A 22,854-nucleotide genomic window follows, 5' to 3' on the forward strand; every position below is an offset into this window, starting at 1 on the left:
TTTACTGGATAATTTCCCGAACATTCCATCTAAACTAAGCAAATATCATGCTATCATTTACTCATTTTATGTTAAAATACTATCATGAAGTTGATACTCTAATCGGAGGGATTCATTTTGGAAGAAAATCAAAAGGTTTATGATATTACAATAATCGGGGGCGGCCCTGTCGGTTTATTCACGGCATTCTACGGCGGAATGCGACAAGCCTCTGTGAAAATAATTGAAAGTTTACCACAACTAGGCGGACAGTTATCAGCTCTATATCCGGAAAAATACATCTATGATATAGCTGGTTTTCCAAAGGTACGCGCTCAAGAGTTAATTGATAACTTAAAAGAGCAAATGGCGAAATTCGAACAAACGATTGTCCTTGAACAAGCTGTGCAAACGGTGGAAAAGCAAGAGGATGGTGTCTTCAAGTTAACAACTGAAAATGACGTCCATTATACGAAATCAATCATTATTACAGCTGGAAACGGGGCGTTCCAACCGCGTCGAATCGAAATCGAAGATGCCACTCAATACGAAAAAAGCAATCTTCACTACTATATCGATGATTTAAACCATTTTGCAGGCAAGAAGGTTGTCATTTTTGGTGGCGGCGATTCAGCAGTTGACTGGGCACTCATGCTTGAACCAATTGCTGAAAAAGTAACACTTGTTCACCGTCGCGATAAATTCCGCGCACATGAACACAGTGTAGAAAACCTAAGGAATTCGAAAGTCGAAATCAAAACACCATACGTACCAGCTGAGTTAATTGGTAATGGCAGCGAAATTACTCAAGTTGTTCTACAGGATGCGAAGGGTGAGGAACGTGAAGTTTATGATGTGGACGCAGTCATTGTCAATTATGGCTTCGTATCCTCCCTTGGACCTATTAAAGATTGGGGCCTTGACATCCAGAAAAATAACATCGTCGTCAATTCCAAAATGGAAACAAACATTCCTGGAATTTATGCTGCTGGTGACATTTGCACATATGATGGTAAAGTCAAGTTAATTGCAAGCGGATTTGGCGAAGCCCCAACTGCTGTTAACAACGCGAAGCAATATATGGATCCTAAAGCAAAAGTTCAACCGATGCACAGTACTTCTATGTTTGAATAAGAAATAATTACCAATGAGACAGGTTACTTACCTGTCTCATTTTTTATAAAGTGAAACTTCAATCAGTGGGGGTTTTCTTCATCCCCCACTGATTGTTAGTTGAACCAATCGGGCATTTACGGGCAGTTTCCCCCCACCTACGCTTCTTCGATTCCTCTAAGCCTTGAGGTGGGGGTCTTGACTTTCCGTTAATGCGGGATAAAAAAAGCTCCTAACCATTTAATCAGTTAGGAGCCTTATCTATATCAATATTGTTAACAGTTTTCAGGTGTCCCAGCATTTTTCGCCGTTTTAAATGAAGTCCCACAGCCACATGATGCAATTGCATTAGGATTTTCAATCGTAAAGCCGCCACCCATTAGGGATTGTTTATAATCAATGACTGTACCGTTTAGGATTGGGCTGTCTTGTTTGTCGACAAGAATCTTTATTCCGAACTGTTCAAGCTCTTCGTCTGCTTCACCAGCATCTGGCTCAAAGCCCATTCCATAAGTAAGTCCCGTACAGCCGCCTCCTTTTACAGCAACTCGTAAAAACGAACCTTCTTCACCGTTATGTTTCATCATTTCTTTTATTTGAAAAGAAGCTGCTTCTGTAATTATCACAACTTGACTCATGTTTTACCCTCCCTTTTCCATTTCACATGAGAATTACTCTATAACTAGTATATACTATCAAAACCATTATTCTCAACTTCCCAACATTGTCATAGGAAATTAGTACAGCTTATTTTCTGTTTATCCTCTATAATAGGAATATAAGACCGAGCATATAGAACTATTTTTCTGATTAAAGAGGTGAGCATTGTGGAGACGATACAACCATTATACGATAAACAATTGAAATGCCTAGTGTGTGAACATTCATTTACATCTAAGAAAATCCGCTCACGGTTCGTGAAAGTAAACGCGTACGATACTGACTTTTGCCCTTCATACAATGACGAAGAAAGCAATGCTCTTTATTATAATATTCACGTCTGTCCATGTTGCGGCTTTTCCAGCTCAGATGATTTCTCAAAATATTTCCCTCCGCTTACTAAGGAAGAAATCCAAACAAAGATATCCGCTCACTGGGTTCCTCATCACTTCGGAGACAAACGAACGATTCACGATGCAATCAGTACATATAAACTAGCTGGCTATTCTGCTATTTTAAAAAAGGAAAAGCACATCACAATAGCTGGAATTTTCTTGCGCCTTGCATGGCTATTCCGAGGTAATAAAAATCATGAGCAAGAGATCCGATTCTTAAAAATCGCGCGACAAGAATATATAGAATCCTACTCAACAGATGACTTTAAAGGTACACAAGTTTCCGAAATTCGGATTCTGTATTTAATCGGGGAGCTGTCCAGACGTATATCTGATGTCCAAACAGCAGTTAAATATTTTTCCATCGTCATCGAGCAGCAAAGCAGGGCTGTCGAAACAACCATTATAGACATGGCCAGAGAACGCTGGCAGGAAATTCGGGAACAGCGAGATAATAACCAAGACCATGAACTAGTCAACTCTTAATAAAGTGAAACATCAAGCAATGGCCCCCAGCTGCGCTTCTTCAATTCCTCTAAGCCTTTTAGCTGAGGGACTTGACTTTCCGTTCATGCGGGATAAAATCAAGAAGTAGAGCCCGTCCACAACAAGACGGGCTCTACTTCTTGATTGACCTATATGTTAAAAGAATGGATTCTCTTCAATATGTTGATAGATATTTTTGACCAGCTCTTCATTCGTTTCTCCTGTGACAACTTCTCCATCTACAAGGGCAAACATGGAACGCGCGCATTTTCCACAGAAATTAAGGCAACCGTACTCAATGACATCTAAATCCGGGTCCCTCTCTAATTCCTCCATCGCTTGCTGCGAACCGCTTGCCAAGTTGCTGACGCAAAATTCAATTAGCGGCTTCATTCCCTCACCTCACTGTTACTAACAGATTATCCTACTCCTTATTTTAAAATTAGTCAAACAAAATACAATGGTAAATCCCCTTTAATTAGGACGATGCTGTTGTAGTTTTATACCAACTTCGATATAATTTTTATTGGTATGTAAACTTTTTCGACAGCATATATACGAAAAAATAATTAGGGATATGTACGCAACGGTGACAAAGTGGAGGAGAAGGTGTTCAAAAAGGATTGTACCCTTTTTGGGCATCCCAGACAGCTACATAAATTATTATGTAAAACAAACAAAGGGGATATTCACAATGAAGAACTTAGTTATACTTGGCGGTGGGTATGGGGGACTTAGAATGCTACATAGGTTGCTACCAAATCAACTGCCAGACAATATGTCCATTACACTTATCGATCGCAATCCATATCATTGCTTGAAAACCGAATACTATGGACTTGCTGCAGGAACAATTCCTGATCACCATATTCGGGTAGCTTTTCCTGAACACCCTCGTCTACATTCCGTCTACGGTGAAATTCTTTCAGTAGATTTAGAGAATAAACAAGTCATGCTAAAAGATCAAGAACCTGTTTCTTATGATGACTTAGTTATCGGCCTAGGTTGTGAAGATAAGTTCCATAATATTCCTGGAGCAGATATACACACTTACAGCATTCAGACAATAGATAAAACACGCCAGACGTATCAAGCCTTAAATAACTTGGGGAACGGAGCAACCGTTTCCATCGTTGGCGGTGGGCTTAGTGGAGTGGAATTAGCAAGTGAGCTAATTGAAAGCCGTCCTGATTTACATGTTCGGATATTTGACCGCGGCCCGCATATTTTGTCAGCCTTCCCTGAACGATTAAGCACGTACGTGGAAAGCTGGTTTAAGAAACATACAATCGATGTCGTTCATCATTCAAATATCACAAGAGTTGAACCGAATACTCTTTATAATGGCGATGAGCCTGTTCATAGTGATGTAATCGTCTGGACAGCCGGTATTCAGCCGAGCAAAATTGTCCGCGACCTTGATGTTAAAAAGGACAAACAAGGGCGGGTTATCCTTACACCACAGCATTTCCTTCCAAATGACGACAGCGTTTTTGTAGTGGGTGACTGCGCGAGCTTACCGCAAGCCCCAAGTGCTCAATTAGCCGAAGGCCAAGCGGAACAAATCGTTACCGTTTTAGTGAAAAAATGGGCAAACGAGCCGCTACCTGAAAGCTTCCCTGTCATTAAATTAAAAGGAACACTTGGCTCACTCGGTAGTAAACATGGTTTTGGTCTTGTCGGTGAACGCCCAATCACAGGAAGAATGGCGCGATTATTAAAATCAGGGATTCTATGGTTATACAAATATCATAATGGTTAATCAGTTGATGTAGAGAATGTCCTAAAACGAAAGGGTCAGACCCCGCAACCAATATATACAGTTCATGTTAAGCGTAAGTGCTACTATGAACTATGTATAGACTGCGTAGTCAGACCCTTTTAGGATATCCTCTATTTTTCTCATGCTTCTAGCGCTTGATATCCATACCTCTCCATTTCCTTTACAATTGCTTTAAGGCGTGGATTTCCTTCACCGACAATTTCATCACCAATGAGAACAAGCGGATAAAATAAGTCTTCTTCTACAATCCTTTCGGCCATTTCCTGACGTTTAGGATTCTCTTGCTGTTGGAAGATGTCAATGTAAGTAATGGCGAATGGCTGTCCTGGAAATTTCCGGGATAGCGCTGCTTCCAGCCATTCATAGGTGTCCTTTGATGATGGCAGATTTACACAGCTTGCACAGATTCTTTCAGCTCCATACACTTGTATTTCAATCAGCTTCTTTTCCATATCGATCTCCCTTTCCATGTATTCTTACTTTCATTTTACCTGAATTTTTAAAAAAAGGAACGAAAAGGTTACAGCTCCCCTATAAAGGCGTGTTCAAAAAGAAGGATAAAAAGAGAGGCTCTCCCCTTCCATAATCAGGAATACGTGAGAACCCGGCTTGCTCAGAACGTGCTTCATTGTGGCAGAAGGTCATTAATGTGCTTCGATACAGTTCGCAAGCTTTTTCCGGACTTTTTGAACATTCTCTATAATCTTTCCGATGGATTTTTTCATATCATGCTATTATAATAAGGAGTATGAAAGGAGTCGATTGTAATGTCTGAACAAACGATGGAAGTTCAAGTACAAGAAGTACTTGATAAACTTCGTCCGTTTCTTCTTCGTGACGGCGGTGACTGTGAACTTGTAGATATAGAGGATGGAATTGTTAAATTACGTCTGCTTGGTGCATGCGGAAGCTGTCCGAGTTCTACAATTACCCTTAAAGCCGGTATAGAGCGTGCTCTTCTTGAGGAAGTTCCAGGAGTAGTTGAAGTAGAACAAGTATTCTAATATTAGGAATAAAATAAAAGCTGACACCTCTGCATTGCGCATGAACGGTAGTCAGCTTTTTTATTGAATCAATATTTACTTATCCAATCCAAGCAGGTTTTGTATGTTCATCCTCTAAAACCAATATTTTACTTCCTTCGTTATCGATATCCAAAACTTTAACATCGAAATCAGGAAATTCATTTTGAAGCGATTTCTGCACGTTACAAGCAGCATTTTCCGGAACTAGGCATAGTACCGTCGGACCAGCCCCGCTTAATGCCGTACCATAAGCACCGATTGCTTTTACCATCGCTTCGATTCGTGGTAAATGCGGCACTAAATGAGCTCGATAGGATTGATGAAAACGATCTCGATTCATCATTTCTCCAGCTAATGACCAATTCCCCGACAATACAGCTCCTAGAAAGACATTGGCTGCTGCACTCCCATGGATAGCATCTTTAAACGCTAATTTGTCTGGGAGAGCATTTCTAGAGTCTTCTGTCTTCAACTCATAATTTGGAATAACAGCGATCGCCTTGATACCTTCAATTGGAAACGATAATACATCTGTGGCGTCGTCGGAATGCCAGCCGACAACCAGTCCTCCCATTACCGAAGCAGCCGCATTGTCTGGATGCCCTTCGATCATAGAAGCATGTCTCGATTTCTCTTTAGTTGTCAGGCCCAATTCTGCTGTAAGATTGGCCAGTTCGATTCCTGCAACGATTGCAGAAGCACTGCTTCCCAAACCTCTTGCCAGTGGGATTTCACTAGCGATTTCCAATCTACACGGTCTGAGCTGTTTGCCATAATATCCAGCCACTTCTTTTGCAACGTTAACGATATAATTCGTCTCATCACTTGGAAAACTGCTTAGTTCTTCTGACAATGGAATAACTTCCCACTGATCAGAATATCGGCCTTGAATATCTAAATATAAACCGAGCGCCATGCCAATTGAATCAAATCCGGGTCCCAGATTTGCTGTACTTGCTGGGACCCGGATGTAAAACATTGCACTTTCTACGCTCATGATTGAACCAAGCCTTGTTGCAAATGCTCTAAGATCACTTTCTCATCCATTGGTAACAATTGTGGTTTAATCTCACTATGATCAACTGCAACATTCGGATCTTTCAATCCATTTCCTGTTAAGACAGCGACAATTTTGCTGCCTTTTTTTATTTCACCGTTCTTTAATTGTTTGATGATCCCTGCGATTGAAGCACATGAGGCCGGTTCAGCAAATACACCTTCAGAACGTGCAAGTAAGCGATACGCCTCAAGAATTTCTTCATCTGACACTTCATCAATTTTTCCATTTGACTCATTTGCAGCCTCAACTGCGAATTTCCAGCTGGCAGGATTGCCGATACGAATCGCTGTCGCAATCGTTTCCGGCTCTTTAAAGACACGGTCATGAACGATAGCAGCTGATCCTTCTGCTTCAAATCCACGCATTTGTGGTAGACCTGTCTGCTTGAGTTCGTTATATTCTTTAAACCCTTTCCAATAAGCCGTAATATTGCCGGCATTTCCAACAGGAAGAGCTAAGATGTCTGGAGCAGAACCAAGCACATCGCAGATTTCAAATGCTGCTGTTTTTTGTCCTTCAATTCTGTATGGATTTACAGAGTTAACAAGGGTAATCGGCGCTTTTTCACTAATGCTTCGAACAATTTGCAAGGCGTCATCGAAGTTCCCTTCAATAGAGACGATTTCCGCACCATACATGACAGCTTGCGCAAGTTTGCCCATCGCAATTTTCCCTTCTGGAATAACAACAATACATCTCAAATTCGCACGTGCTGCATAGGCAGCTGCGGCAGCTGAAGTATTTCCTGTTGATGCACAGATAATAGCGTTACTGCCTGCTTCGACCGCTTTAGCAACCGCCATTACCATTCCGCGGTCCTTAAACGACCCAGTCGGATTCAAGCCTTCGTATTTCACATACAGTTCAATCCCCAATTCCTTCGAAAGGTTGTCACATTTAATGAGAGGCGTATTCCCTTCATGAAGGGATAAATCAGGGGTGTCCTCAGTCATAGGTAATAATTCTCGATATTCGCTTAATAGCCCTCTCCAGCTCATTTGCCATTCTCTCCTTCAACACGATATGTGCTTTTGATTTCTTTAACCATTTCATAGTCATTTAGCTTTTGTTGGATTTTTTCAAATTCAGTTAATGTTGCGTGATGCGTTACAAGTACAATTTCAGATGATCCTTTTTCATTTAACGGCAGCTGAAGGATTTTATCAAAACTTACTCCGTGCTCCGCGAACAGCATTGTGATCTTTGCAAGTACGCCTACTTCATCTTTCACATGTAATCTAATGAAGAATTTCGCATGAATTTCAGATGGCTGTTTCATTGTCTTCGGATATTGTGGTGCAACTGCACTTCGACCATTCACACCAAGTCGCATATTTTTTAACACTGCCACCAAATCAGAAACTACAGATGTGGCCGTTGGAAGACTACCAGCACCTGGACCATAGAACATCGTTTCACCGACGGCTTCACCATACACATAAACTGCATTATACTCATTATGCACAGATGCTAACGGATGATGTTCAGGCAATAGTGCTGGTTGTACGCTTACTTCAACCTTCTCACCATCTCTTGAAGACAAGCCGATTAGCTTCATCGTATAACCAAGCTTCTTACTGTATTCTAAATCTTCTTCAGAAATTTCGGTAATCCCTTGCACGGTTACATCCTCAAGATCAATCGTCATCGAAAATCCAAGCGTAGCAAGAATCGCCATTTTTCTGGCAGCATCCAGTCCGCTCACATCCGCTGTAGGGTCCGCTTCAGCAAATCCCAATTCTTGAGCTTCCTTTAATACGTCTTCATAAGCGCTTCCGTCTTGACTCATTTTCGTTAAGATGAAATTCGTTGTACCGTTCACGATTCCCATCATTTTCGTAATTCTGTCAGAAGCAAGTCCATCTGCAAGTCCACGAAGAATCGGAATTCCCCCAGCAACACTTGCTTCATAAAATAAATCACATTCATTTGCAGTTGCTTCTTTTAATAACTGTGAACCGTATAAAGCCATTAAATCTTTATTGGCAGTAATAATATGCTTTTTATTTCTTATTGCCCGAAGGAGATAATCTTTCGTTTCTTCAATTCCTCCCATAACCTCAATAATGACATCAATTTCAGGATCGTCTAAAATATCATTTACATTAGACGTTAATACGCTCTTATCTATAATAACCTGACGTTCTTTCGCAGGGTCATTCACAAGGATCTTCTTAATAGTAACTGGACATCCAATTTGATGCATCAGCTTATCTTGATGTTGTTCAATAATCTTTACAACCCCAGATCCGACCGTACCGAGGCCTAATAATCCAATTGACATTGCTTTCATACGGCTCCACCTCTTATGTTTTTATCAAAAATACATTTGTGTTTGTATAGTAGACATTATACGTGTTAATTTTTATTTTTACAATAGTTAGACAACGCTTTTTTTTATTATTCTGCAAATTGTTCTTTTAGTCAAAAAAAATACACGAAATAATGGTAGGCTAAAGGATCTGACCCTTTAGGCTACCATCTCTCGTGATGACTAATAATATTTTATCCCGCATTAGTTAACCGGCACCTTTCTCTACCTCAAAGCTTAGAGGAATCGAAGAAGCGCAGGGGGCCCCATTGATTTTAGTTTCACTTTATGGATTCACAATCGTTTTAGGCCGCTCGCCGCAAAGGACACGTGCAATATTTTCTATACAAAGCATAATCATTTCTTGACGAGTTTCTACACTTGCGCTACCGATATGCGGTAGTGCAACGACATTTGGTAATGTAAGTAGTGGATGATCTGGTCCAATCGGTTCCTGCTTAAACACATCCAAACCTGCGCCTGCTATTTCACCCTTCACAAGTGCCTCGTAAAGAGCTTCTTCATCCGCGACCGCACCTCTGGCGACATTAATAAAGATGGCCGACGGCTTCATTTTCTTAAATGCTTCCTTATTAAACATTCCTGCTGTTTCATTTGTTAATGGGGTTAAGCAAACAATGAAATCCGCCGTTGTAATTAGCTCATCAAAGCTTGTGTAACGAGCCCCTAGTCTTTCCTCGGCTTCTGCATTTCTGCTACGATTATGATAGAGAATATCCATGTCAAAGCCTGTAGCACGTTTGGCAACAGTCTCACCAATTTTCCCCATGCCTACAACCCCAATCGTTTTATGGTGGATATCATGTCCTGCAAGCAGTAGCGGACTCCAGCCGGTCCATTTCCCTTCTTTCACGATTTCAGCCGCTTCAACAATTCTCCTTGCCGTCGCCATTAATAGGGCAAACGCTAAGTCTGCCGTCGTGTCTGTTAAGACATCAGGTGTATTACACACAGTGATTCCTCTTTCAGTTGCAGCTGGGACATCAATATTGTCATAACCGACAGCAAGATTCGCGATGACTTTCAATTTTTTTGCAACATCTAGTAATTCTCGGTCCATTTTATCAGAAAGCATGGTCAGTAATGCATCTGCTTTCGCTGCTTCTTCCAGTAAAATGTCTCGTGGAACGGGTTGTTCCTCATATTCCCATATTTTCACTTCGAAGGTTTCCTTTAATCCTTTTAGTGCTTCCGATTCAATCTTTCTTGTGATAAAAATATAAGGTTTCGTCATTGAATTCATATCCTTCTCTTTTATATTTCCCTCAATCATATCATAAGAGAATCCTAGAATGGAGAAAATTGTAAGCGTTTCTCACAACCAATTTACATCTGGGAGCCGAAGCTGCTTGGAAGGAATATGGGCGATCTCATAAAAGCGGCGAAGGAATTCTTCGTAGTAAGTAGACGTATTAGCCATGGTCTGAATCTGTTCTTCCAATTCATTTGCTCTTGCCTCTTTTGGACTTGAAAAGTACTCCTCTACCACTTCATAATAATGGATGGGAAACATCAAACGTGAATAAAGCAAACGCGCAGAAAAGCTTGAAAGCGGTCCAATCGTTTGATAATCGCTCATAAAAGTGGAAATACCCGGCTGATACGTATGTTGATTCTGTAAATAGTGATGCCGAATCCATTCCGCGACATCTCTGCTTCCATGGTCAAATATCCAATCAAACGGATTTTTTATACAATATTTCCCGTTCCATGTCTCAGATGTAAATCTGTCATAGCAAACCGTACCGCTATCACTGGCAGTGGGGGTATCATCCATTTCGGTATCAACTAAATATTGAATCGATGTTTCACCTAATGCCATATAGTAAGGGAATGTGGCAATAAACGCCTCCTCAAAAGGATTATTTGGATGAGCCTTCAATTTCTCATTCCAAATTTGCTCCAGCTGATCAATCCGTTGTTCCCACAGCTCCTTCCACTGACCGATTCTCGAACAAACTTTAATAGGCGTAGGGATACCGCGCGCTCGATAATGGAATTTGGCTACCTTTCTACCGATCTGATGACTTCTCGGTTCATGTAAGGTTCTGGCCGCTACGAGCACAAATGGCTGTTCTTCTGCCTCTGATACATAGCTCCCATGATTCGCCATCACAAACTCTGCTATATACCGATCTCCTTGATTGACTAATTGATCAGCCATCATTTTTCTTTCCTTCAACTCTTCTTGATTCACCTCGCCAAGCGGAATAATACTATAAATGGTTGGGCCCGATATAAAGGAAGGATATTTCCCTAAAGCTTCTTCACGTTCAGGATGAATACCATACGATTCAAAAATAATCTCCTCAATCATACGATCCGCACCTTTCATTTATCTGATTCTCATTTCGTCTGTGGTTTAAAGAGGATATTCAAAAATTCCGGTAAAAATAGCTGTCGAATTGCTTCAAAGCTCTGTCGCTCCGGTCCTCTCGAGATGCGCCCTCGAACTTCTTGGCTCTTTTTATTCTCCTTTTTGAACACGCACTTAAAAAAAAAGCATAGTAACCGAGAATTTGGGCAATTTAAATGTACGATAAAGTGAAAATTCAAGCAGTGGGGTTTTCTTCATCCCCGCTGATTGTTAGTCCCGTTCTAGTGTAGATAATATCTCCGCTTTCGCTTCGATCAATCGACTTTACCTCTGTTCACGCATCGGTAAGTTTCACTGTATCTCACCAATCAGGCTTTTACTTCAAAGGGTGAGGTGATTGCCCAGCCCCGACAAGCATAAGATGGAATACGGCGTGACGTAGTTTACCACAGAGTATTACAGCTTATGACCTCAGACGGGCTAGGAGCCGCACCTAGATTGGGCAGTTATCCCCACCTTCGCTTCCTCTAAGCCTTGAGGTGGGGGGCTTTCCGTTAAAGCGGGATAACAAGTAAATATGCCACTTAACTTATATATATGAAGAACAATTGGTTTTCTGAATGTTTATTAAATTCCGGAATAAACATATGTATACATAGCTACTGAAATCCAGACGAAATGGGTGATCTGTAATGGATGAAGTTATTAACGTATCAGAACAGACAGCAAGAAGATGGTTAAAAGAAAGAGGAGTGAAGATTGAAGATATTGCGGAGCTCGTAATGTATTTACAAGCAAGCTATCATGAAAACCTCGAGATGAAGGACTGTATTGAAAACGTGGAACGCGTCATATCAAAACGCGAAGTTCAAAACGCAATTCTGACTGGAATTCAACTGGATGTCCTTGCTGAAAAAAAGATGCTTGAGGAACCGCTACAAAAAATTGTGGAAATAGATGAAAGCTTGTATGGCGTAGATGAAATCCTTGCCTTGTCTATCGTAAACGTATACGGTTCAATCGGCTTCACGAACTACGGGTACATCGATAAGCAAAAACCAGGTATTCTAAAAACTTTGAATGATAAAAGCACAGGAAAAGTTCATACGTTTCTCGATGATATCGTCGGTGCCATCGCCGCTGCTGCTTCAAGCCGATTAGCACACCGATCCAAAAATGGAAAATAATCGAAGAGTTTCAAGATATGTTCTAAAAACAAATAAAAAAGAAGAAGCTTGGACGTAGAATTACATATCCAAGCTTCTTCTTTTTTAAAATTTCCAGTCATCCAATGTATCAATAACATGTGTCGGTTGTTCTTGATAATCTTTCAATAATTCTTTCGTCGTAACGCCAGTATGTACTAACAATGTATCAATCCCTGCATGAATGCCAGCAAGAATATCGGTATCATAATTATCGCCAACCATGATTGTATCTTCCTTATCAACACCGAGAACCTTTAATGCTTGTTCAACAATAATGGATTCCGGCTTGCCAATAACAATAGGCTGTACCCCTGTTGATACTGATATAACTGAAGCTAACGAGCCATTTCCCGGCAGAAGACCTCGTTCAGTTACAAGTGCTGCATCACCATTTGTTGCAACAAAGGTGGCACCATTCCGTACCGCTAGACTTGCTTTTACAAGTTTTTCATAATTGATCTTTCTATCAATACCCATCACGACAAAATCAGGGTTTTCATCAGAATGAGTGAAGCCTTTTTCTTGAATTGCCTGCAAAAGCCCCTCTTCGCCAATAACATAGACAGATGCCTCTGTTTGACGTTCTGCAATAAAGGTCGCAGTCGCCATCGCACTTGTGAATACTTGATCTGCTTTTGTTTCAATCCCGAAATCACAAAGCACTCGAGCCACCTGCATCGGCGTTCTAGATGAGTTATTTGTCACGAACAAATAAGGTATATTTCGGCTTCTTAAGCCTTCAATAAAACCGGCTGCTTCTTTAATTTCTTCAGTACCTCGATAGATGGTGCCATCTAAATCAATTAGATAGCCTTTATATTCTTTTTTCATATAATCCCTCTCGTTCTTCATTTCTGTTAATTCTTGAATGCTGAAACCGGGCCTAATTCATTTATTACATAGTTCCTTACGACTTTAGGGTATTCGATAAATGCTTGAATATTTTCGTTAAAAACGGTGGCCACCGTTTTCGTGTCTACTACTAAATAATCCTGAACGAGCATTTTTCTAAGCGGAAGAATTTGTTTAAATTGATAAGCCATTTTTTCATCTATTACTTTTTCATCTAATAAAATATCGACGATGTCTTCATAACTTCCTGGATCACGCATAATAAAGCCATCAATAATTGCATTCCCTGTATCTAATATAGCATCAATAGAAGTCTGAACAATTCGGCAAAGAGCAAGACCTGCAAGTTCATTATCCCAATTTGATTGTTCCCCGAAAATGCGAAGCCGTTGTTCCAAATAAACTAAATGTTTTTCAATTTGCTCTCTGTCAACAAAATACAAAGATATTCAATCCTTTCTAACTGAAAAGGCCACCATGCCCTCTTCACTATTCTTGGCGTAAACATAATTTCCTATGTATGATGTGCTTTTTATCGACTTATGCGAGATTATAAACACCTTTTGAAAAACTCCACATTAATATCTGTAAGTATCTTAACCAAACGACTTTATTCTAGTTAGATTTCAACATGATGCAAGATGATACTACTATAATTTTATCATAGTTCACACAATTGTTGTATGAGGATCTATGTTTGAAAAAAGTACCTATTAAATAGTTATTGCACTACATCATGTTTTCAAATGAAAAGGACATCCTAAAGTTCACAGTGAAGTAGAAAGGATGTTGGATATGAACGATAAAAAGCGTTCCCATGAGATCTCAAATGTGGAAAAACAAAAGAATGATTTACTTCCTGAAGAACTACCTGAAGGGCCTTATGGTGCACCCCGTGGCGAGATGACACCTGTTGAAAACAAAAACTCACCATGGGAAGAAGGACAGCGCTATACAAGTGCCTTCAATTACGAAAACAAATCGCTTCATGAAGGCCTGCCCCGTCAAATAGACGGTGCCGACCCGCCTCATGACAATCCTGACAAACACGAACAAACCTCCGTATTCTACAACCCCTGATTAGAGGAAAAAAAGGCTGCTCCCTAACGAAAGGGTCAGACCTCACATCTCCTATATATCGTTTATATGACGTGTAAATGACAATAAACGGTGTAAAGAGTGTGAGGTCTGACCCTTTCGGAACAACCTCTTTCCATTTTGACCTTACTCTAGTTCTTATTTCACTTTATTTTCTTCAAAACAAAATATGGACAGCCAAAATTACAGTATTCATACAGGTACTCGGTTAGTGTACTAATCTTTGTATCAAAGGTGGCTTTTTGATTATCGTCTTCAAAGAAACCGCGCAGACGTAATTGTCCATATCCCCAATCGCCTACAATATAATCATATTTAGTCAATATCTCACTATATCGCGCTTTAAACGCTTCTTCATTGTAGCCATCTCTTCGTTCTTCTACAATATCATAGGCTAAATTATTGATGCTTATCATCCATATCACCTCTTTTTAGTCCAGTTCCTTCTTAAATTATACCTGATTAGCCATCAATTACTAAGCGAAATTTAGAGGAATTTGCCCATCCTATGTCTTAGGGGGGTGTTTTCATTGAAAAAAGCAGTTCTAGCGTTAAGCTTATGTTCTGTTACGTTATTTGCAGGATGTCAAGCTTCCAAACAACAAGGGAGCGAAGTAACCGATAACATCTCAAATCCGGTAAAAATCAACGCATCAACCAAATTCTATGATGAAGATTATAACAACAGCACCTATCAAGGATCTGATTTTGGCTTTACTCGAATGGACAGTACAACGATTAACGGAAAAAATATTGCAAACGTTGCGAATGAAAAGATGGCCATTGATCGGGAACAATTGGCTAGTGTCATTACTTCTCTTGCAGCATCACTTCCAAATGTGAAGCGTGCAGCTACGCTTGTTACAGATGAGGACGTTCTTGTCGTATATGAAACCCATTCATCAGACCGATCAGAAACCGCTGATCAAGTGAAGCGAACGGCTATGTCAGTTGTTCCTCGCTATTATCACGCATATGTAAGTGATGATTGGAAACTTGCTCAAGATATTGAAAACTTCGCTACTTTAGGTTCCAATGATAAACATATCGACTATACCATTGATAAAACGATACAAGATATGCTGAAATCACCACAAGGAAAAGACTATAGTAAAGGAGAAAATGAAAATGGGGAAATGATTCATCAAAAAGATGAACGTATGAATACAAATCGATAACATTTTCATCTAAATTGAAAAAAGGCCGTCCCAAAAGGGTCTGACCTTACACTCTTTACACCGTTTAGTACGGTATATAGTATCTATAGAGTCTGACCCTTTCGTTATGGGACGGCGAATTATTTCGCTTCAAGAATTTTATCGCCTTGTGCTTGCATATGTTTTGCAGCAGCATTTACTTGCTCATCTGCATGATAGGAAGAACGAACTAATGGTCCTGCTTCACAATGACTGAAACCTTTCGTAAGAGCAATTTGTTTCAATTCGTTAAATTCTTCAGGGCTATAATACTTTTCTACCTTTAAATGTTTTTTCGATGGCTGCAGATATTGACCGATTGTCATAATATTAACATCATGTGCACGTAAATCATCCATCGTTTCAATGATCTCTTCTTTCGTTTCGCCTAGGCCAATCATAAGGCTCGATTTCGTTGGAATTTCCGGATACATCTCCTTCGCTCTCTGTAATAATTCCAATGAACGGTTATATTTAGCACGAGCACGAACTCGATCAGATAAGCGACGAACTGTCTCAATATTATGATTTAGAATATCCGGCTTCGCATCCATAAGGGTTTTTAAGTTCTCGTACACTCCCCCCATATCTGAAGGCAATACTTCAATCGTAGTAAATGGGTTTTTTCTACGAATGGCACGCACTGTTTCAGCAAATACAGCGGAGCCCCCATCCTTCAAATCGTCGCGAGCAACCGCCGTAATAACAACATGCTTTAGGTTCATCGTTACCACTGAATCTGCAACACGTTCCGGTTCTGCCAAATCCAATTCAGTTGGAAGACCTGTTTTAACAGCACAGAAGCGGCATGCCCTTGTACAGATCGCGCCAAGAATCATGAAAGTCGCAGTCCGACGAACAGCCCAACATTCATGGATATTGGGACATTTTGCTTCTTCACACACTGTATGTAGGTTCTGCTCTCTCATCATTTTTTTTAAGCCAGTGTAATTTTCATTCGTGTTCAGTTTGATTTTCAACCAATCTGGTTTACGAAGATATTCTTCTTTTGTGGTCATGAAGAGGTTCACTCCATTTCTTTATTAGATAAATTGGGATACATTCCCTACAACTGTCACGATATCACAATAAAGCAAGCGGATACAACTAAATCACTCAACTGGTAAAAATTAATTAAATTAATTCTCTAATATTTCAGCAAACTAACGATATTCATTATCATCAGAAGGGAGAATTAGAAAGTGAAGCATAAAATCTTGCTACCATTTCTGTTGCTTTCCATGTTCAGTTTTCCTGGGGGCCACTCTGCTGCTTCATCGACAGCAGCTTCAGAAAAGGAAGTGTTGGAAAAGCGGTTAGAGTTATTTAAAAATATGGAGACTGCTGTCCAAATCCCCTGGTATTATCTTGCTGCTGCCGATCAATATGAACGTAGCATCCGGCTGGCAAGAAATGATGAAAAATCTGTAAAGGGGAACATCTCCATTCAAATAAATCCGGCCCAATGGAGTGGAGCCTTAAATCCAAACCAAGCTGACACGAATCCATTTTCCATCTCAGTATTCAACGGGATAGGAAAAGACGGAAATGGGGATAATGTTGCCGATCTCACGAATGATGAAGACCTATTATTTACATTCGCTACTCATCTATTGGCGTACGGAACAGATGAAGATAACATTCGAATTGGATTGTGGAACTTTTATAAAAGAGATAAGTCCGTCGGAATCATAATGGGTAATGCAAAGTTATTTAAGAAATTTAATCGAATTGATTTACAAGAAAAAGCATTTCCTGTCCCAGTAAAGACAAATTACACCTATCGCAGTACATGGGGAGTTGCGCGGGGGTGGGGTGGGCGAAGAACCCATGAAGGGACAGATATCTTTGCCAACTATAGTTTACCGGTACGCGCTACGTGCTTCGGGATTGTTGAAATGAAAGGCTGGAATAAATACGGAGGATGGCGAATTGGTATTCGTGATATTAATAATACGTATCATTACTTCGCTCATCTAAATGGCTTTAAAGATGGAATCAAGGTTGGCGATATCGTTGAACCCGGGCAAGTGATTGGCGGCGTAGGTAGCACAGGCTACGGTCCTCCAGGAACTTCCGGAAAGTTCCCTCCCCATCTTCATTTCGGGATGTACAAAGATAACGGAAAAATCGAATGGAGCTTTGACCCAACACCACATCTACGTGTATGGGAACGCAAAGAACTTTCAAAGTAAAAACACAGAATTGCAAGCACAAATCAAGGAACTTCCACAAGTAAAAGATGAGCAATCTAGATAGAAAAATAGGTTACTACTCCCCATCGGATTGTTCATCTTATGAATAAAAGGGGGCTGCTTGCGCTGGATGTCGATAGACAAATTCAAGGATCAAATACTTAGGATAAACAAGAACAATAGCGGAAACGTCAGATAAAGAGAAGCTTTAATCAGTTGGGCCCGACCTACGCTTCTTTGATTCCTCTAATCCTTAAGGTCAGGGGCTTACTGCTCGTTAATTCGGGATAAAGCCGCCCACCACTCTATTTCTTACTAAGTACTTGTCCCACACTTCCCATCATTCATCTACTAAACAGCTCGTGATCAACAAATGATTATGGTCTTTTAGATTACAGGTGTATGTATGTTCAAGTTCTATACCATTTTCTTCAATGATTAGGAGAATGGGTCGATCACTTAATCCGACATTTTGCGATGAGACGACTCCCTTTCGCCCATCGTTCAATTGTACGGTTAAGCCATCTGGATAAATCGTAACGGAACGCCGAAATGCTTCAATAATCTTTGTTTCAAATTGAGTGCCAGAGCCTGCATACAAAATTTCTAGGGCTTCATGTGGGAGCATCGCCTGTCGATATATTCGATTGGACGTGATTGCATCAAATACATCTGCAACAGCAATAATCTTAGCAAAATAATGGATATTGTCTGCACATAATCCACGAGGGTATCCTGAACCATCCAACCGCTCATGATGCTGATATGCGCAATGAGCAACTAAAAGTGGGACTGAATGAATTTTTCTAAGCAGTTGAAACCCATATTCCGAATGTTGTTTGATCATGGAATATTCTTCTTCCGATAATGCAGCTGGCTTTTTTAATATGTCTGGGGATACCAGCATTTTTCCAACATCATGAAGAATCGCCCCCAGACCGAGCATTGTCATTTGCTTAGGCTTCATTTTCATCTCCTTAGCAATCGCTAAAGTATACAATGTCACATTCATGGAGTGGGTAAAGATATAATCATCGTGAATATATACATCAGCAAGCAATGTCAAAAGTCGCTTGCTACTTTTGATTTCGGTAATAATGTCTTCGAGTAATTGACTAAATCGTTGTGTTGCTCCTTCAATGACAAACGAACGTTCATGTATATTCATCGACCTAACATCAAGAAAAATAGTCTCAATGGTCTTAACAGTACTTCTCCTCAATTCGTTGGAGATGGTAGATTCCGCTTTAATATCCTTGGTTCGCTCATCTTGAACATAAACGAAAGAAACATCCAATGAGAGTAATCTTTGTTTGATTTTGTCGGATATTTCACAGCCTTCGCCAAGCAGAATCGTTCCCCGGTCATTAAAAATACTTTTACCCAGCCGCATACCTGGCTTTAACGCTTGCGTTTTTAGTAACCTCATAACATATTCTATATCCTCTCTATAACTGAACCATTGAAATTTTCATCCAAAACTAATATGGCGTTAAAGCACCACCATTTACTATGAAGGATATATCATGAAGCACACTACACTCACCTAATCTCAATGGTGGCGGTGCGGAGCCGGAATTGTGGATGCTTTCTCGATAAAATTAGTATACCTGATAAAGTGAAACTTCAGTCAGTGGGGGGTTCTTCATCCCCCACTGATTGTTAGTTGAACCAATCGGGCTTTTACAGGCAGTTGTCCCCACCTTACGCTTCTTCGATTCCTCTAAGCCTTGAGGTCGGGGGTCTTACTGCCCGTTAAAGCGGGATCAATAGATTGGCCATACTAGCAAGTTGCCAAGCCCCGTCCCCATGTCCTTCATACAAAGAATCATGTATTATCTATTCATTCATTAGGCACCCTTTACTTAGGTCACTTATTCTTACTTTATCCCGCATTAACGGGGCAGTAAAACCTCATTGATTGAAGTTTCACTTTATAATCCATATTGTTTTTTATCGGTCATACATCCAGTTTTTTAAAGTAACTTTCTAAATTTTTGTTTATCTTTTACAAATAGAAAAGGTCGACTAAAAACAAGGGTTAGACTCCGTACTGCAAGATCTAGTATTAGAAGAATGTGTCTCCATCCTAATACAGATCATTTTGTAGGAGTTAGGCCCTTTTTAGTCGCCCTCTTTCACACTACTATATATATCACCCATGCATGAGCAGTAAAGCATCGCTACCCTTCATGCCAATGGAAATTCCTAATCTTTCTGCCTCTAGCGTTACCGATTCTAATGGTGCCGTAAGCAGCTGTTCAATTGTACGTACACCTGTCGCTCGGCCAGCAACAATTTTGCGGGCACTCAGTTTTTCATTAAGCAGGGCTACATCTAGCGCACCACACATGATATATCCGGTTTCTGAAGCAACAGCCAGTAAGTCTGTTTTTGGCAAGGCTACAGAAATGCCGATAAATGTCTTACCCGCTATGGTAATAGGAGTTACATTCATCAATGTAATCGCCCCCTTTCATTCATCATACTGTATGAATAAAAGAGCCATTATGTGTTATTATCCAAGATTATTCTTTACTAATTTCCAACCTAGAAGATCTCGCAGAAATTCTGGCATGAAATATTCTTTTGCTTCTGTCCGCTGTATTTGCGGAAAAAAGTGACCAAACGTAAACATATCAGGAATCGCGAGTTTATACGTTTGATCAGATTGTAATTCATTTCCATTGATCATGACTTTTTTTATAAGCCCTTCATCATTCCTTACAAAATCAATTCCTTCATACACCATCATGCCCATGATTGTCCCTCTAAAGCCTAATCCTTTTATCTGAATATGTGGCCATTCTTCATCTTTGGATTGTAAAAGTATTTCTTTCAATTCTGCCCCATTTAATTGAATCACACAAGGATTAATAGGATGTGGACAAACCCGATGAATATCCCCTTTTGTCACAGGCCCTTTCGGCAATGCTTCCAGAAGAAGTCCAGCATTGAGAAAAGCGCAGTCTGCTCTTGTCCAGTCTTTTAATGATTCACAAAGTAACTTTGGTAGAGGCGATGGTTTGAACCAGTCATTTTCAATGGGTTCTAATAGTGTTGTTACCACTTCTTCAAGCTTCACCCCGCCGGCATCATGTAAGTTCAAAACCCATTGCTCCTCGTTCGGTGCTTCTTCCAACTCATTTGTATCATATAATCGCGCTGCTTTATTCATTATTTTTTTCTTGGCATCCAACTTGATCTCAACATGACCGACAAATTGCCCGTACTTCCCAGCCCCGCATAGAAGCGAGTTCCCTATCATTCTTCCGTGGTGAAGAACATGATGGGTATGGGCACCAAGAATCACATCCACTTCAGGAAATTCTTCTGCCATTCTTTCATCGTCATGAATGCCTAAATGGGAAAGGACGACAACCAAATCCGCTTGATTATGAATTGCTTGAAGCTGCTTTTTTAATTCATCAAAAGGCTCATTAAGATACCAGCCTAAAGTTTCGTAAAATTTTTGAAAATAGGCAGTGATTCCAATTAAAGCGATTTTTGTCCCATGATTGGTAGTATGGATGAAATATGGATGCGCCCAATCTGGACGAATTCCCTTTTCATTATATAAATTGGCTACTAGAACTTTAAATGATGCTTGATCATAAAGAGCGGACAACGCTTCATGTGGAAGCGTAATGCCTTCGTTATTCCCAATCGTCACGTATTGATAGCCTGAGTCATTCAGCAAACGTACATTTCCTTTACCAAGTGTCCCTTCTGTATAGGGATGCCACCGATCAACATGGTCACCAATGTCCAGTAGGAGCGTGTCTTCGCCAGTCTCTTTGTGAATATTTTTTCTTTTTTGTAAAAAGTGAGCGATACGAGGCCAATTTTCAAAATGGCTATGGACATCATTTGTATGATATAAATGGATGATCTCTGACAATGTTTTTCCCCCTATGTATCTAAATATCCCTTCGAACAATTTAAAACCCACTGTTGTCTATTGCTTGCTTTCTCTAAAGATATGCTCTATTTTCTTAGGAAAGTAAGATAGAACTTGAATATGTTCACGCCGTGCATGACTTTAAAATTCATTATATGTGGGCAATTTAAACTTTTCATTCAAAATAAATCCAGCTGTTTAGGGGCTAATCCACCATACTCAATTCCGAGCAAGTCAATCATTTGTTTCGCGTTACCTGCCGCGTCTCCACCTGAATTATTATTAAATAAAACATACACATCTTTAGCCGTTTCTTCAAGTTTTCTGAGCCTACTTACCCATTGTTGCAATTCTTCTTGATTATAGCGATATAAATAGCGGACTTCACGCCAATTTTGTCCGCCGCTTGCCTTTTGCCAGCCATGGACATTTCGACCGTGAAAACGAACAAGTGCTTTTGTTTGATTAGTCGTTGCGAGAACAAGTGGTACCGAACCAGTTCCTGCCTGAGGCTCATCACAGACTGTATGAATCCACCCTTCTTCTTCCAAAAACGTGAGTGTCTTATCAGACATCCCTGGCGCAAACCAACTTTGATTGCGAAATTCTAGAGCAACGGGAACCTCACCCATTTCCGCTTTGCACCAGCGTAAGTAATTCACATTTTCACGTTTACATTCAAACCAAGGTGGAAACTGAAATAGGACCATTCCGAGTTTATTCGCTTTTTGATAAGACTCCAGAGAAGCGTGAAACGCATCAAACATTTGCTTTTTAGTCTCATAGCGATTTTCCCCGCGCAAATGCCCTGTCATCCCTTGATAAGCTTTCACAACAAACTGAAAGGAATTAGGAGTCTCAGTGACCCATTTATCACTATTCCGCTTAGGCTGCACCGCATAAAACGACGAATCGACCTCGACCGTCGGAAAATGCGCCCCATATTCCCGAAGCCGATCACGCTTCGAAACCCCATCGCCATACAAACGATCATGATCCCCCCAACCAGTCACACCAATATAAATCATCGAACCCCTCCTTTTAGGGGTCAGACCCCATTTCCCAGTTTATCCCGCATTAACGGGCAGTAAGCCCCCCACCTCAAAGATTAGAGGAATCGAAGAAGCATAGGTGGGGGACAACTGTCCGTAAAAGCCCGATTGGTAAGATACAGAGAAACTTACCTTTGTGGTTTCAAAGGTATAGTTGAGGCCCACAGGAAGTGGGCCTCACAGACGTTGCCGCAGGACGCGG

Annotated in this window: 24 protein-coding genes; 8 read left to right on the forward strand and 16 right to left on the reverse strand. The window is 40.5% G+C overall.

From position 1 onward, the window contains the following. Positions 1-117: 117 nt before the first annotated feature. Positions 118-1,113, forward strand: coding sequence for an NAD(P)/FAD-dependent oxidoreductase (locus ACIQZI_RS17600; protein ID WP_403075433.1), 996 nt, complete (start codon positions 118-120; stop codon positions 1,111-1,113). A gap of 254 nt (positions 1,114-1,367) precedes the next feature. Here the strand turns inward: ACIQZI_RS17600 and ACIQZI_RS17605 are convergent, their stop codons facing one another. Continuing rightward, positions 1,368-1,730: a HesB/IscA family protein gene (locus tag ACIQZI_RS17605; RefSeq protein WP_062185887.1), complete on the reverse strand. Its 363-nt coding sequence runs from the start codon at positions 1,728-1,730 to the stop codon at positions 1,368-1,370. Between the two features lie 189 nt (positions 1,731-1,919). Here ACIQZI_RS17605 and ACIQZI_RS17610 point away from each other — a divergent pair, with 189 nt between their 5' ends. Further along, positions 1,920-2,633, forward strand: a complete 714-nt coding sequence (locus ACIQZI_RS17610; protein ID WP_062185885.1) for a DUF2225 domain-containing protein — start codon at positions 1,920-1,922, stop codon at positions 2,631-2,633. A 156-nt stretch (positions 2,634-2,789) separates the two neighbouring features. Here ACIQZI_RS17610 and ACIQZI_RS17615 read toward each other — a convergent pair whose 3' ends face one another. Further along, complete coding sequence (locus tag ACIQZI_RS17615) at positions 2,790-3,026, reverse strand: YuzB family protein (RefSeq protein WP_062185883.1); 237 nt, start codon at positions 3,024-3,026, stop codon at positions 2,790-2,792. A gap of 301 nt (positions 3,027-3,327) precedes the next feature. Here ACIQZI_RS17615 and ACIQZI_RS17620 point away from each other — a divergent pair, with 301 nt between their 5' ends. Further along, positions 3,328-4,395 (forward strand): NAD(P)/FAD-dependent oxidoreductase, encoded by a 1,068-nt coding sequence (locus ACIQZI_RS17620; RefSeq protein WP_403075437.1) that lies wholly within the window; start codon positions 3,328-3,330, stop codon positions 4,393-4,395. 140 nt (positions 4,396-4,535) lie between these two features. On the opposite strand, the gene ACIQZI_RS17625 is transcribed toward ACIQZI_RS17620, so the two are convergent. Continuing rightward, on the reverse strand, positions 4,536-4,868 hold the full coding sequence (locus ACIQZI_RS17625; protein WP_403075440.1) for a YuzD family protein: 333 nt from the start codon (positions 4,866-4,868) through the stop codon (positions 4,536-4,538). Positions 4,869-5,183: 315 nt separating this feature from the next. Between ACIQZI_RS17625 and ACIQZI_RS17630 the strand changes: the two genes are divergently transcribed. After that, the gene (locus tag ACIQZI_RS17630; protein ID WP_049683041.1) at positions 5,184-5,420 is read left to right on the forward strand and encodes a NifU family protein; all 237 of its coding nucleotides are present in this window, start codon (positions 5,184-5,186) and stop codon (positions 5,418-5,420) included. Positions 5,421-5,499: 79 nt separating this feature from the next. Here ACIQZI_RS17630 and thrB read toward each other — a convergent pair whose 3' ends face one another. From thrB to yutH, 5 genes are all read right to left on the reverse strand, one after another. Continuing rightward, positions 5,500-6,438 (reverse strand): homoserine kinase, encoded by a 939-nt coding sequence (gene thrB, locus ACIQZI_RS17635; RefSeq protein ID WP_403075443.1) that lies wholly within the window; start codon positions 6,436-6,438, stop codon positions 5,500-5,502. Beyond that, positions 6,435-7,499, reverse strand: coding sequence for a threonine synthase (gene thrC, locus ACIQZI_RS17640; RefSeq protein WP_403075446.1), 1,065 nt, complete (start codon positions 7,497-7,499; stop codon positions 6,435-6,437). Before thrC ends, thrB begins: the two co-directional genes overlap by 4 nt. Beyond that, positions 7,496-8,794, reverse strand: coding sequence for a homoserine dehydrogenase (locus tag ACIQZI_RS17645; RefSeq protein ID WP_062185874.1), 1,299 nt, complete (start codon positions 8,792-8,794; stop codon positions 7,496-7,498). Before ACIQZI_RS17645 ends, thrC begins: the two co-directional genes overlap by 4 nt. Before the next feature lie 304 nt (positions 8,795-9,098). Further along, positions 9,099-10,067: a 2-hydroxyacid dehydrogenase gene (locus ACIQZI_RS17650; protein WP_403075451.1), complete on the reverse strand. Its 969-nt coding sequence runs from the start codon at positions 10,065-10,067 to the stop codon at positions 9,099-9,101. Between the two features lie 81 nt (positions 10,068-10,148). Next, positions 10,149-11,168: a spore coat putative kinase YutH gene (yutH, locus tag ACIQZI_RS17655; RefSeq protein ID WP_403075457.1), complete on the reverse strand. Its 1,020-nt coding sequence runs from the start codon at positions 11,166-11,168 to the stop codon at positions 10,149-10,151. A gap of 674 nt (positions 11,169-11,842) precedes the next feature. On the opposite strand from yutH, the gene ACIQZI_RS17660 reads away from it, so the two are divergent. Next, the gene (locus tag ACIQZI_RS17660; RefSeq protein WP_062185872.1) at positions 11,843-12,337 is read left to right on the forward strand and encodes a phosphatidylglycerophosphatase A family protein; all 495 of its coding nucleotides are present in this window, start codon (positions 11,843-11,845) and stop codon (positions 12,335-12,337) included. Between the two features lie 84 nt (positions 12,338-12,421). Here ACIQZI_RS17660 and ACIQZI_RS17665 read toward each other — a convergent pair whose 3' ends face one another. Both ACIQZI_RS17665 and ACIQZI_RS17670 read right to left on the reverse strand, forming a co-directional pair. Continuing rightward, complete coding sequence (locus ACIQZI_RS17665) at positions 12,422-13,189, reverse strand: TIGR01457 family HAD-type hydrolase (RefSeq protein WP_403075462.1); 768 nt, start codon at positions 13,187-13,189, stop codon at positions 12,422-12,424. 26 nt (positions 13,190-13,215) lie between these two features. After that, complete coding sequence (locus tag ACIQZI_RS17670; protein ID WP_062185868.1) at positions 13,216-13,653, reverse strand: DUF86 domain-containing protein; 438 nt, start codon at positions 13,651-13,653, stop codon at positions 13,216-13,218. A 352-nt stretch (positions 13,654-14,005) separates the two neighbouring features. Between ACIQZI_RS17670 and ACIQZI_RS17675 the strand changes: the two genes are divergently transcribed. Further along, positions 14,006-14,290, forward strand: a complete 285-nt coding sequence (locus ACIQZI_RS17675) for a cytosolic protein (RefSeq protein ID WP_403075466.1) — start codon at positions 14,006-14,008, stop codon at positions 14,288-14,290. A gap of 161 nt (positions 14,291-14,451) precedes the next feature. Here ACIQZI_RS17675 and ACIQZI_RS17680 read toward each other — a convergent pair whose 3' ends face one another. Continuing rightward, positions 14,452-14,724: a YutD family protein gene (locus tag ACIQZI_RS17680; protein ID WP_028393699.1), complete on the reverse strand. Its 273-nt coding sequence runs from the start codon at positions 14,722-14,724 to the stop codon at positions 14,452-14,454. Between the two features lie 114 nt (positions 14,725-14,838). Between ACIQZI_RS17680 and ACIQZI_RS17685 the strand changes: the two genes are divergently transcribed. After that, positions 14,839-15,486, forward strand: a complete 648-nt coding sequence (locus tag ACIQZI_RS17685) for a YhcN/YlaJ family sporulation lipoprotein (RefSeq protein WP_062185864.1) — start codon at positions 14,839-14,841, stop codon at positions 15,484-15,486. Between the two features lie 119 nt (positions 15,487-15,605). On the opposite strand, the gene lipA is transcribed toward ACIQZI_RS17685, so the two are convergent. Beyond that, complete coding sequence (lipA, locus tag ACIQZI_RS17690) at positions 15,606-16,523, reverse strand: lipoyl synthase (protein ID WP_062185862.1); 918 nt, start codon at positions 16,521-16,523, stop codon at positions 15,606-15,608. 222 nt (positions 16,524-16,745) lie between these two features. Between lipA and ACIQZI_RS17695 the strand changes: the two genes are divergently transcribed. Further along, on the forward strand, positions 16,746-17,699 hold the full coding sequence (locus ACIQZI_RS17695) for a M23 family metallopeptidase (RefSeq protein WP_403076191.1): 954 nt from the start codon (positions 16,746-16,748) through the stop codon (positions 17,697-17,699). Between the two features lie 340 nt (positions 17,700-18,039). On the opposite strand, the gene ACIQZI_RS17700 is transcribed toward ACIQZI_RS17695, so the two are convergent. The 4 genes from ACIQZI_RS17700 to ACIQZI_RS17715 all read right to left on the reverse strand — a co-directional run bounded on the left by ACIQZI_RS17700 (position 18,040) and on the right by ACIQZI_RS17715 (position 22,628). Further along, positions 18,040-19,128 (reverse strand): HD-GYP domain-containing protein, encoded by a 1,089-nt coding sequence (locus tag ACIQZI_RS17700; RefSeq protein ID WP_403075471.1) that lies wholly within the window; start codon positions 19,126-19,128, stop codon positions 18,040-18,042. 726 nt (positions 19,129-19,854) lie between these two features. Further along, positions 19,855-20,157 carry a YunC family protein gene (locus ACIQZI_RS17705; RefSeq protein WP_062186045.1) on the reverse strand — a complete coding sequence of 101 codons (303 nt, stop codon included), beginning with the start codon at positions 20,155-20,157 and terminating at the stop codon, positions 19,855-19,857. Positions 20,158-20,217: 60 nt separating this feature from the next. Further along, on the reverse strand, positions 20,218-21,600 hold the full coding sequence (locus tag ACIQZI_RS17710) for a bifunctional metallophosphatase/5'-nucleotidase (protein WP_403075474.1): 1,383 nt from the start codon (positions 21,598-21,600) through the stop codon (positions 20,218-20,220). A 179-nt stretch (positions 21,601-21,779) separates the two neighbouring features. Continuing rightward, on the reverse strand, positions 21,780-22,628 hold the full coding sequence (locus tag ACIQZI_RS17715) for a DUF72 domain-containing protein (protein ID WP_403075480.1): 849 nt from the start codon (positions 22,626-22,628) through the stop codon (positions 21,780-21,782). Positions 22,629-22,854: the final 226 nt, after the last annotated feature.

The organism is Peribacillus sp. NPDC096379 (assembly GCF_044762875.1).
GTDB lineage: Bacteria > Bacillota > Bacilli > Bacillales > DSM-1321 > Peribacillus.

What these genes read in the sequence shown, in the direction of transcription:
- thrC (WP_403075446.1), bottom strand. Translation starts at nt 7,499, where the DNA reads ATGAGCTGGAGAGGGCTATTAAGCGAATATCGAGAATTATTACCTATG.
- ACIQZI_RS17675 (WP_403075466.1), top strand. Translation starts at nt 14,006, where the DNA reads ATGAACGATAAAAAGCGTTCCCATGAGATCTCAAATGTGGAAAAACAA.
- ACIQZI_RS17650 (WP_403075451.1), bottom strand. Translation starts at nt 10,067, where the DNA reads ATGACGAAACCTTATATTTTTATCACAAGAAAGATTGAATCGGAAGCA.
- ACIQZI_RS17695 (WP_403076191.1), top strand. Translation starts at nt 16,746, where the DNA reads ATGTTCAGTTTTCCTGGGGGCCACTCTGCTGCTTCATCGACAGCAGCT.
- ACIQZI_RS17680 (WP_028393699.1), bottom strand. Translation starts at nt 14,724, where the DNA reads ATGATAAGCATCAATAATTTAGCCTATGATATTGTAGAAGAACGAAGA.
- lipA (WP_062185862.1), bottom strand. Translation starts at nt 16,523, where the DNA reads ATGACCACAAAAGAAGAATATCTTCGTAAACCAGATTGGTTGAAAATC.
- ACIQZI_RS17705 (WP_062186045.1), bottom strand. Translation starts at nt 20,157, where the DNA reads ATGAATGTAACTCCTATTACCATAGCGGGTAAGACATTTATCGGCATT.
- ACIQZI_RS17660 (WP_062185872.1), top strand. Translation starts at nt 11,843, where the DNA reads ATGGATGAAGTTATTAACGTATCAGAACAGACAGCAAGAAGATGGTTA.
- thrB (WP_403075443.1), bottom strand. Translation starts at nt 6,438, where the DNA reads ATGAGCGTAGAAAGTGCAATGTTTTACATCCGGGTCCCAGCAAGTACA.
- yutH (WP_403075457.1), bottom strand. Translation starts at nt 11,168, where the DNA reads ATGAAAGGTGCGGATCGTATGATTGAGGAGATTATTTTTGAATCGTAT.
- ACIQZI_RS17665 (WP_403075462.1), bottom strand. Translation starts at nt 13,189, where the DNA reads ATGAAAAAAGAATATAAAGGCTATCTAATTGATTTAGATGGCACCATC.
- ACIQZI_RS17715 (WP_403075480.1), bottom strand. Translation starts at nt 22,628, where the DNA reads ATGATTTATATTGGTGTGACTGGTTGGGGGGATCATGATCGTTTGTAT.
- ACIQZI_RS17700 (WP_403075471.1), bottom strand. Translation starts at nt 19,128, where the DNA reads ATGAGGTTACTAAAAACGCAAGCGTTAAAGCCAGGTATGCGGCTGGGT.
- ACIQZI_RS17625 (WP_403075440.1), bottom strand. Translation starts at nt 4,868, where the DNA reads ATGGAAAAGAAGCTGATTGAAATACAAGTGTATGGAGCTGAAAGAATC.
- ACIQZI_RS17615 (WP_062185883.1), bottom strand. Translation starts at nt 3,026, where the DNA reads ATGAAGCCGCTAATTGAATTTTGCGTCAGCAACTTGGCAAGCGGTTCG.
- ACIQZI_RS17645 (WP_062185874.1), bottom strand. Translation starts at nt 8,794, where the DNA reads ATGAAAGCAATGTCAATTGGATTATTAGGCCTCGGTACGGTCGGATCT.
- ACIQZI_RS17605 (WP_062185887.1), bottom strand. Translation starts at nt 1,730, where the DNA reads ATGAGTCAAGTTGTGATAATTACAGAAGCAGCTTCTTTTCAAATAAAA.
- ACIQZI_RS17620 (WP_403075437.1), top strand. Translation starts at nt 3,328, where the DNA reads ATGAAGAACTTAGTTATACTTGGCGGTGGGTATGGGGGACTTAGAATG.
- ACIQZI_RS17630 (WP_049683041.1), top strand. Translation starts at nt 5,184, where the DNA reads ATGTCTGAACAAACGATGGAAGTTCAAGTACAAGAAGTACTTGATAAA.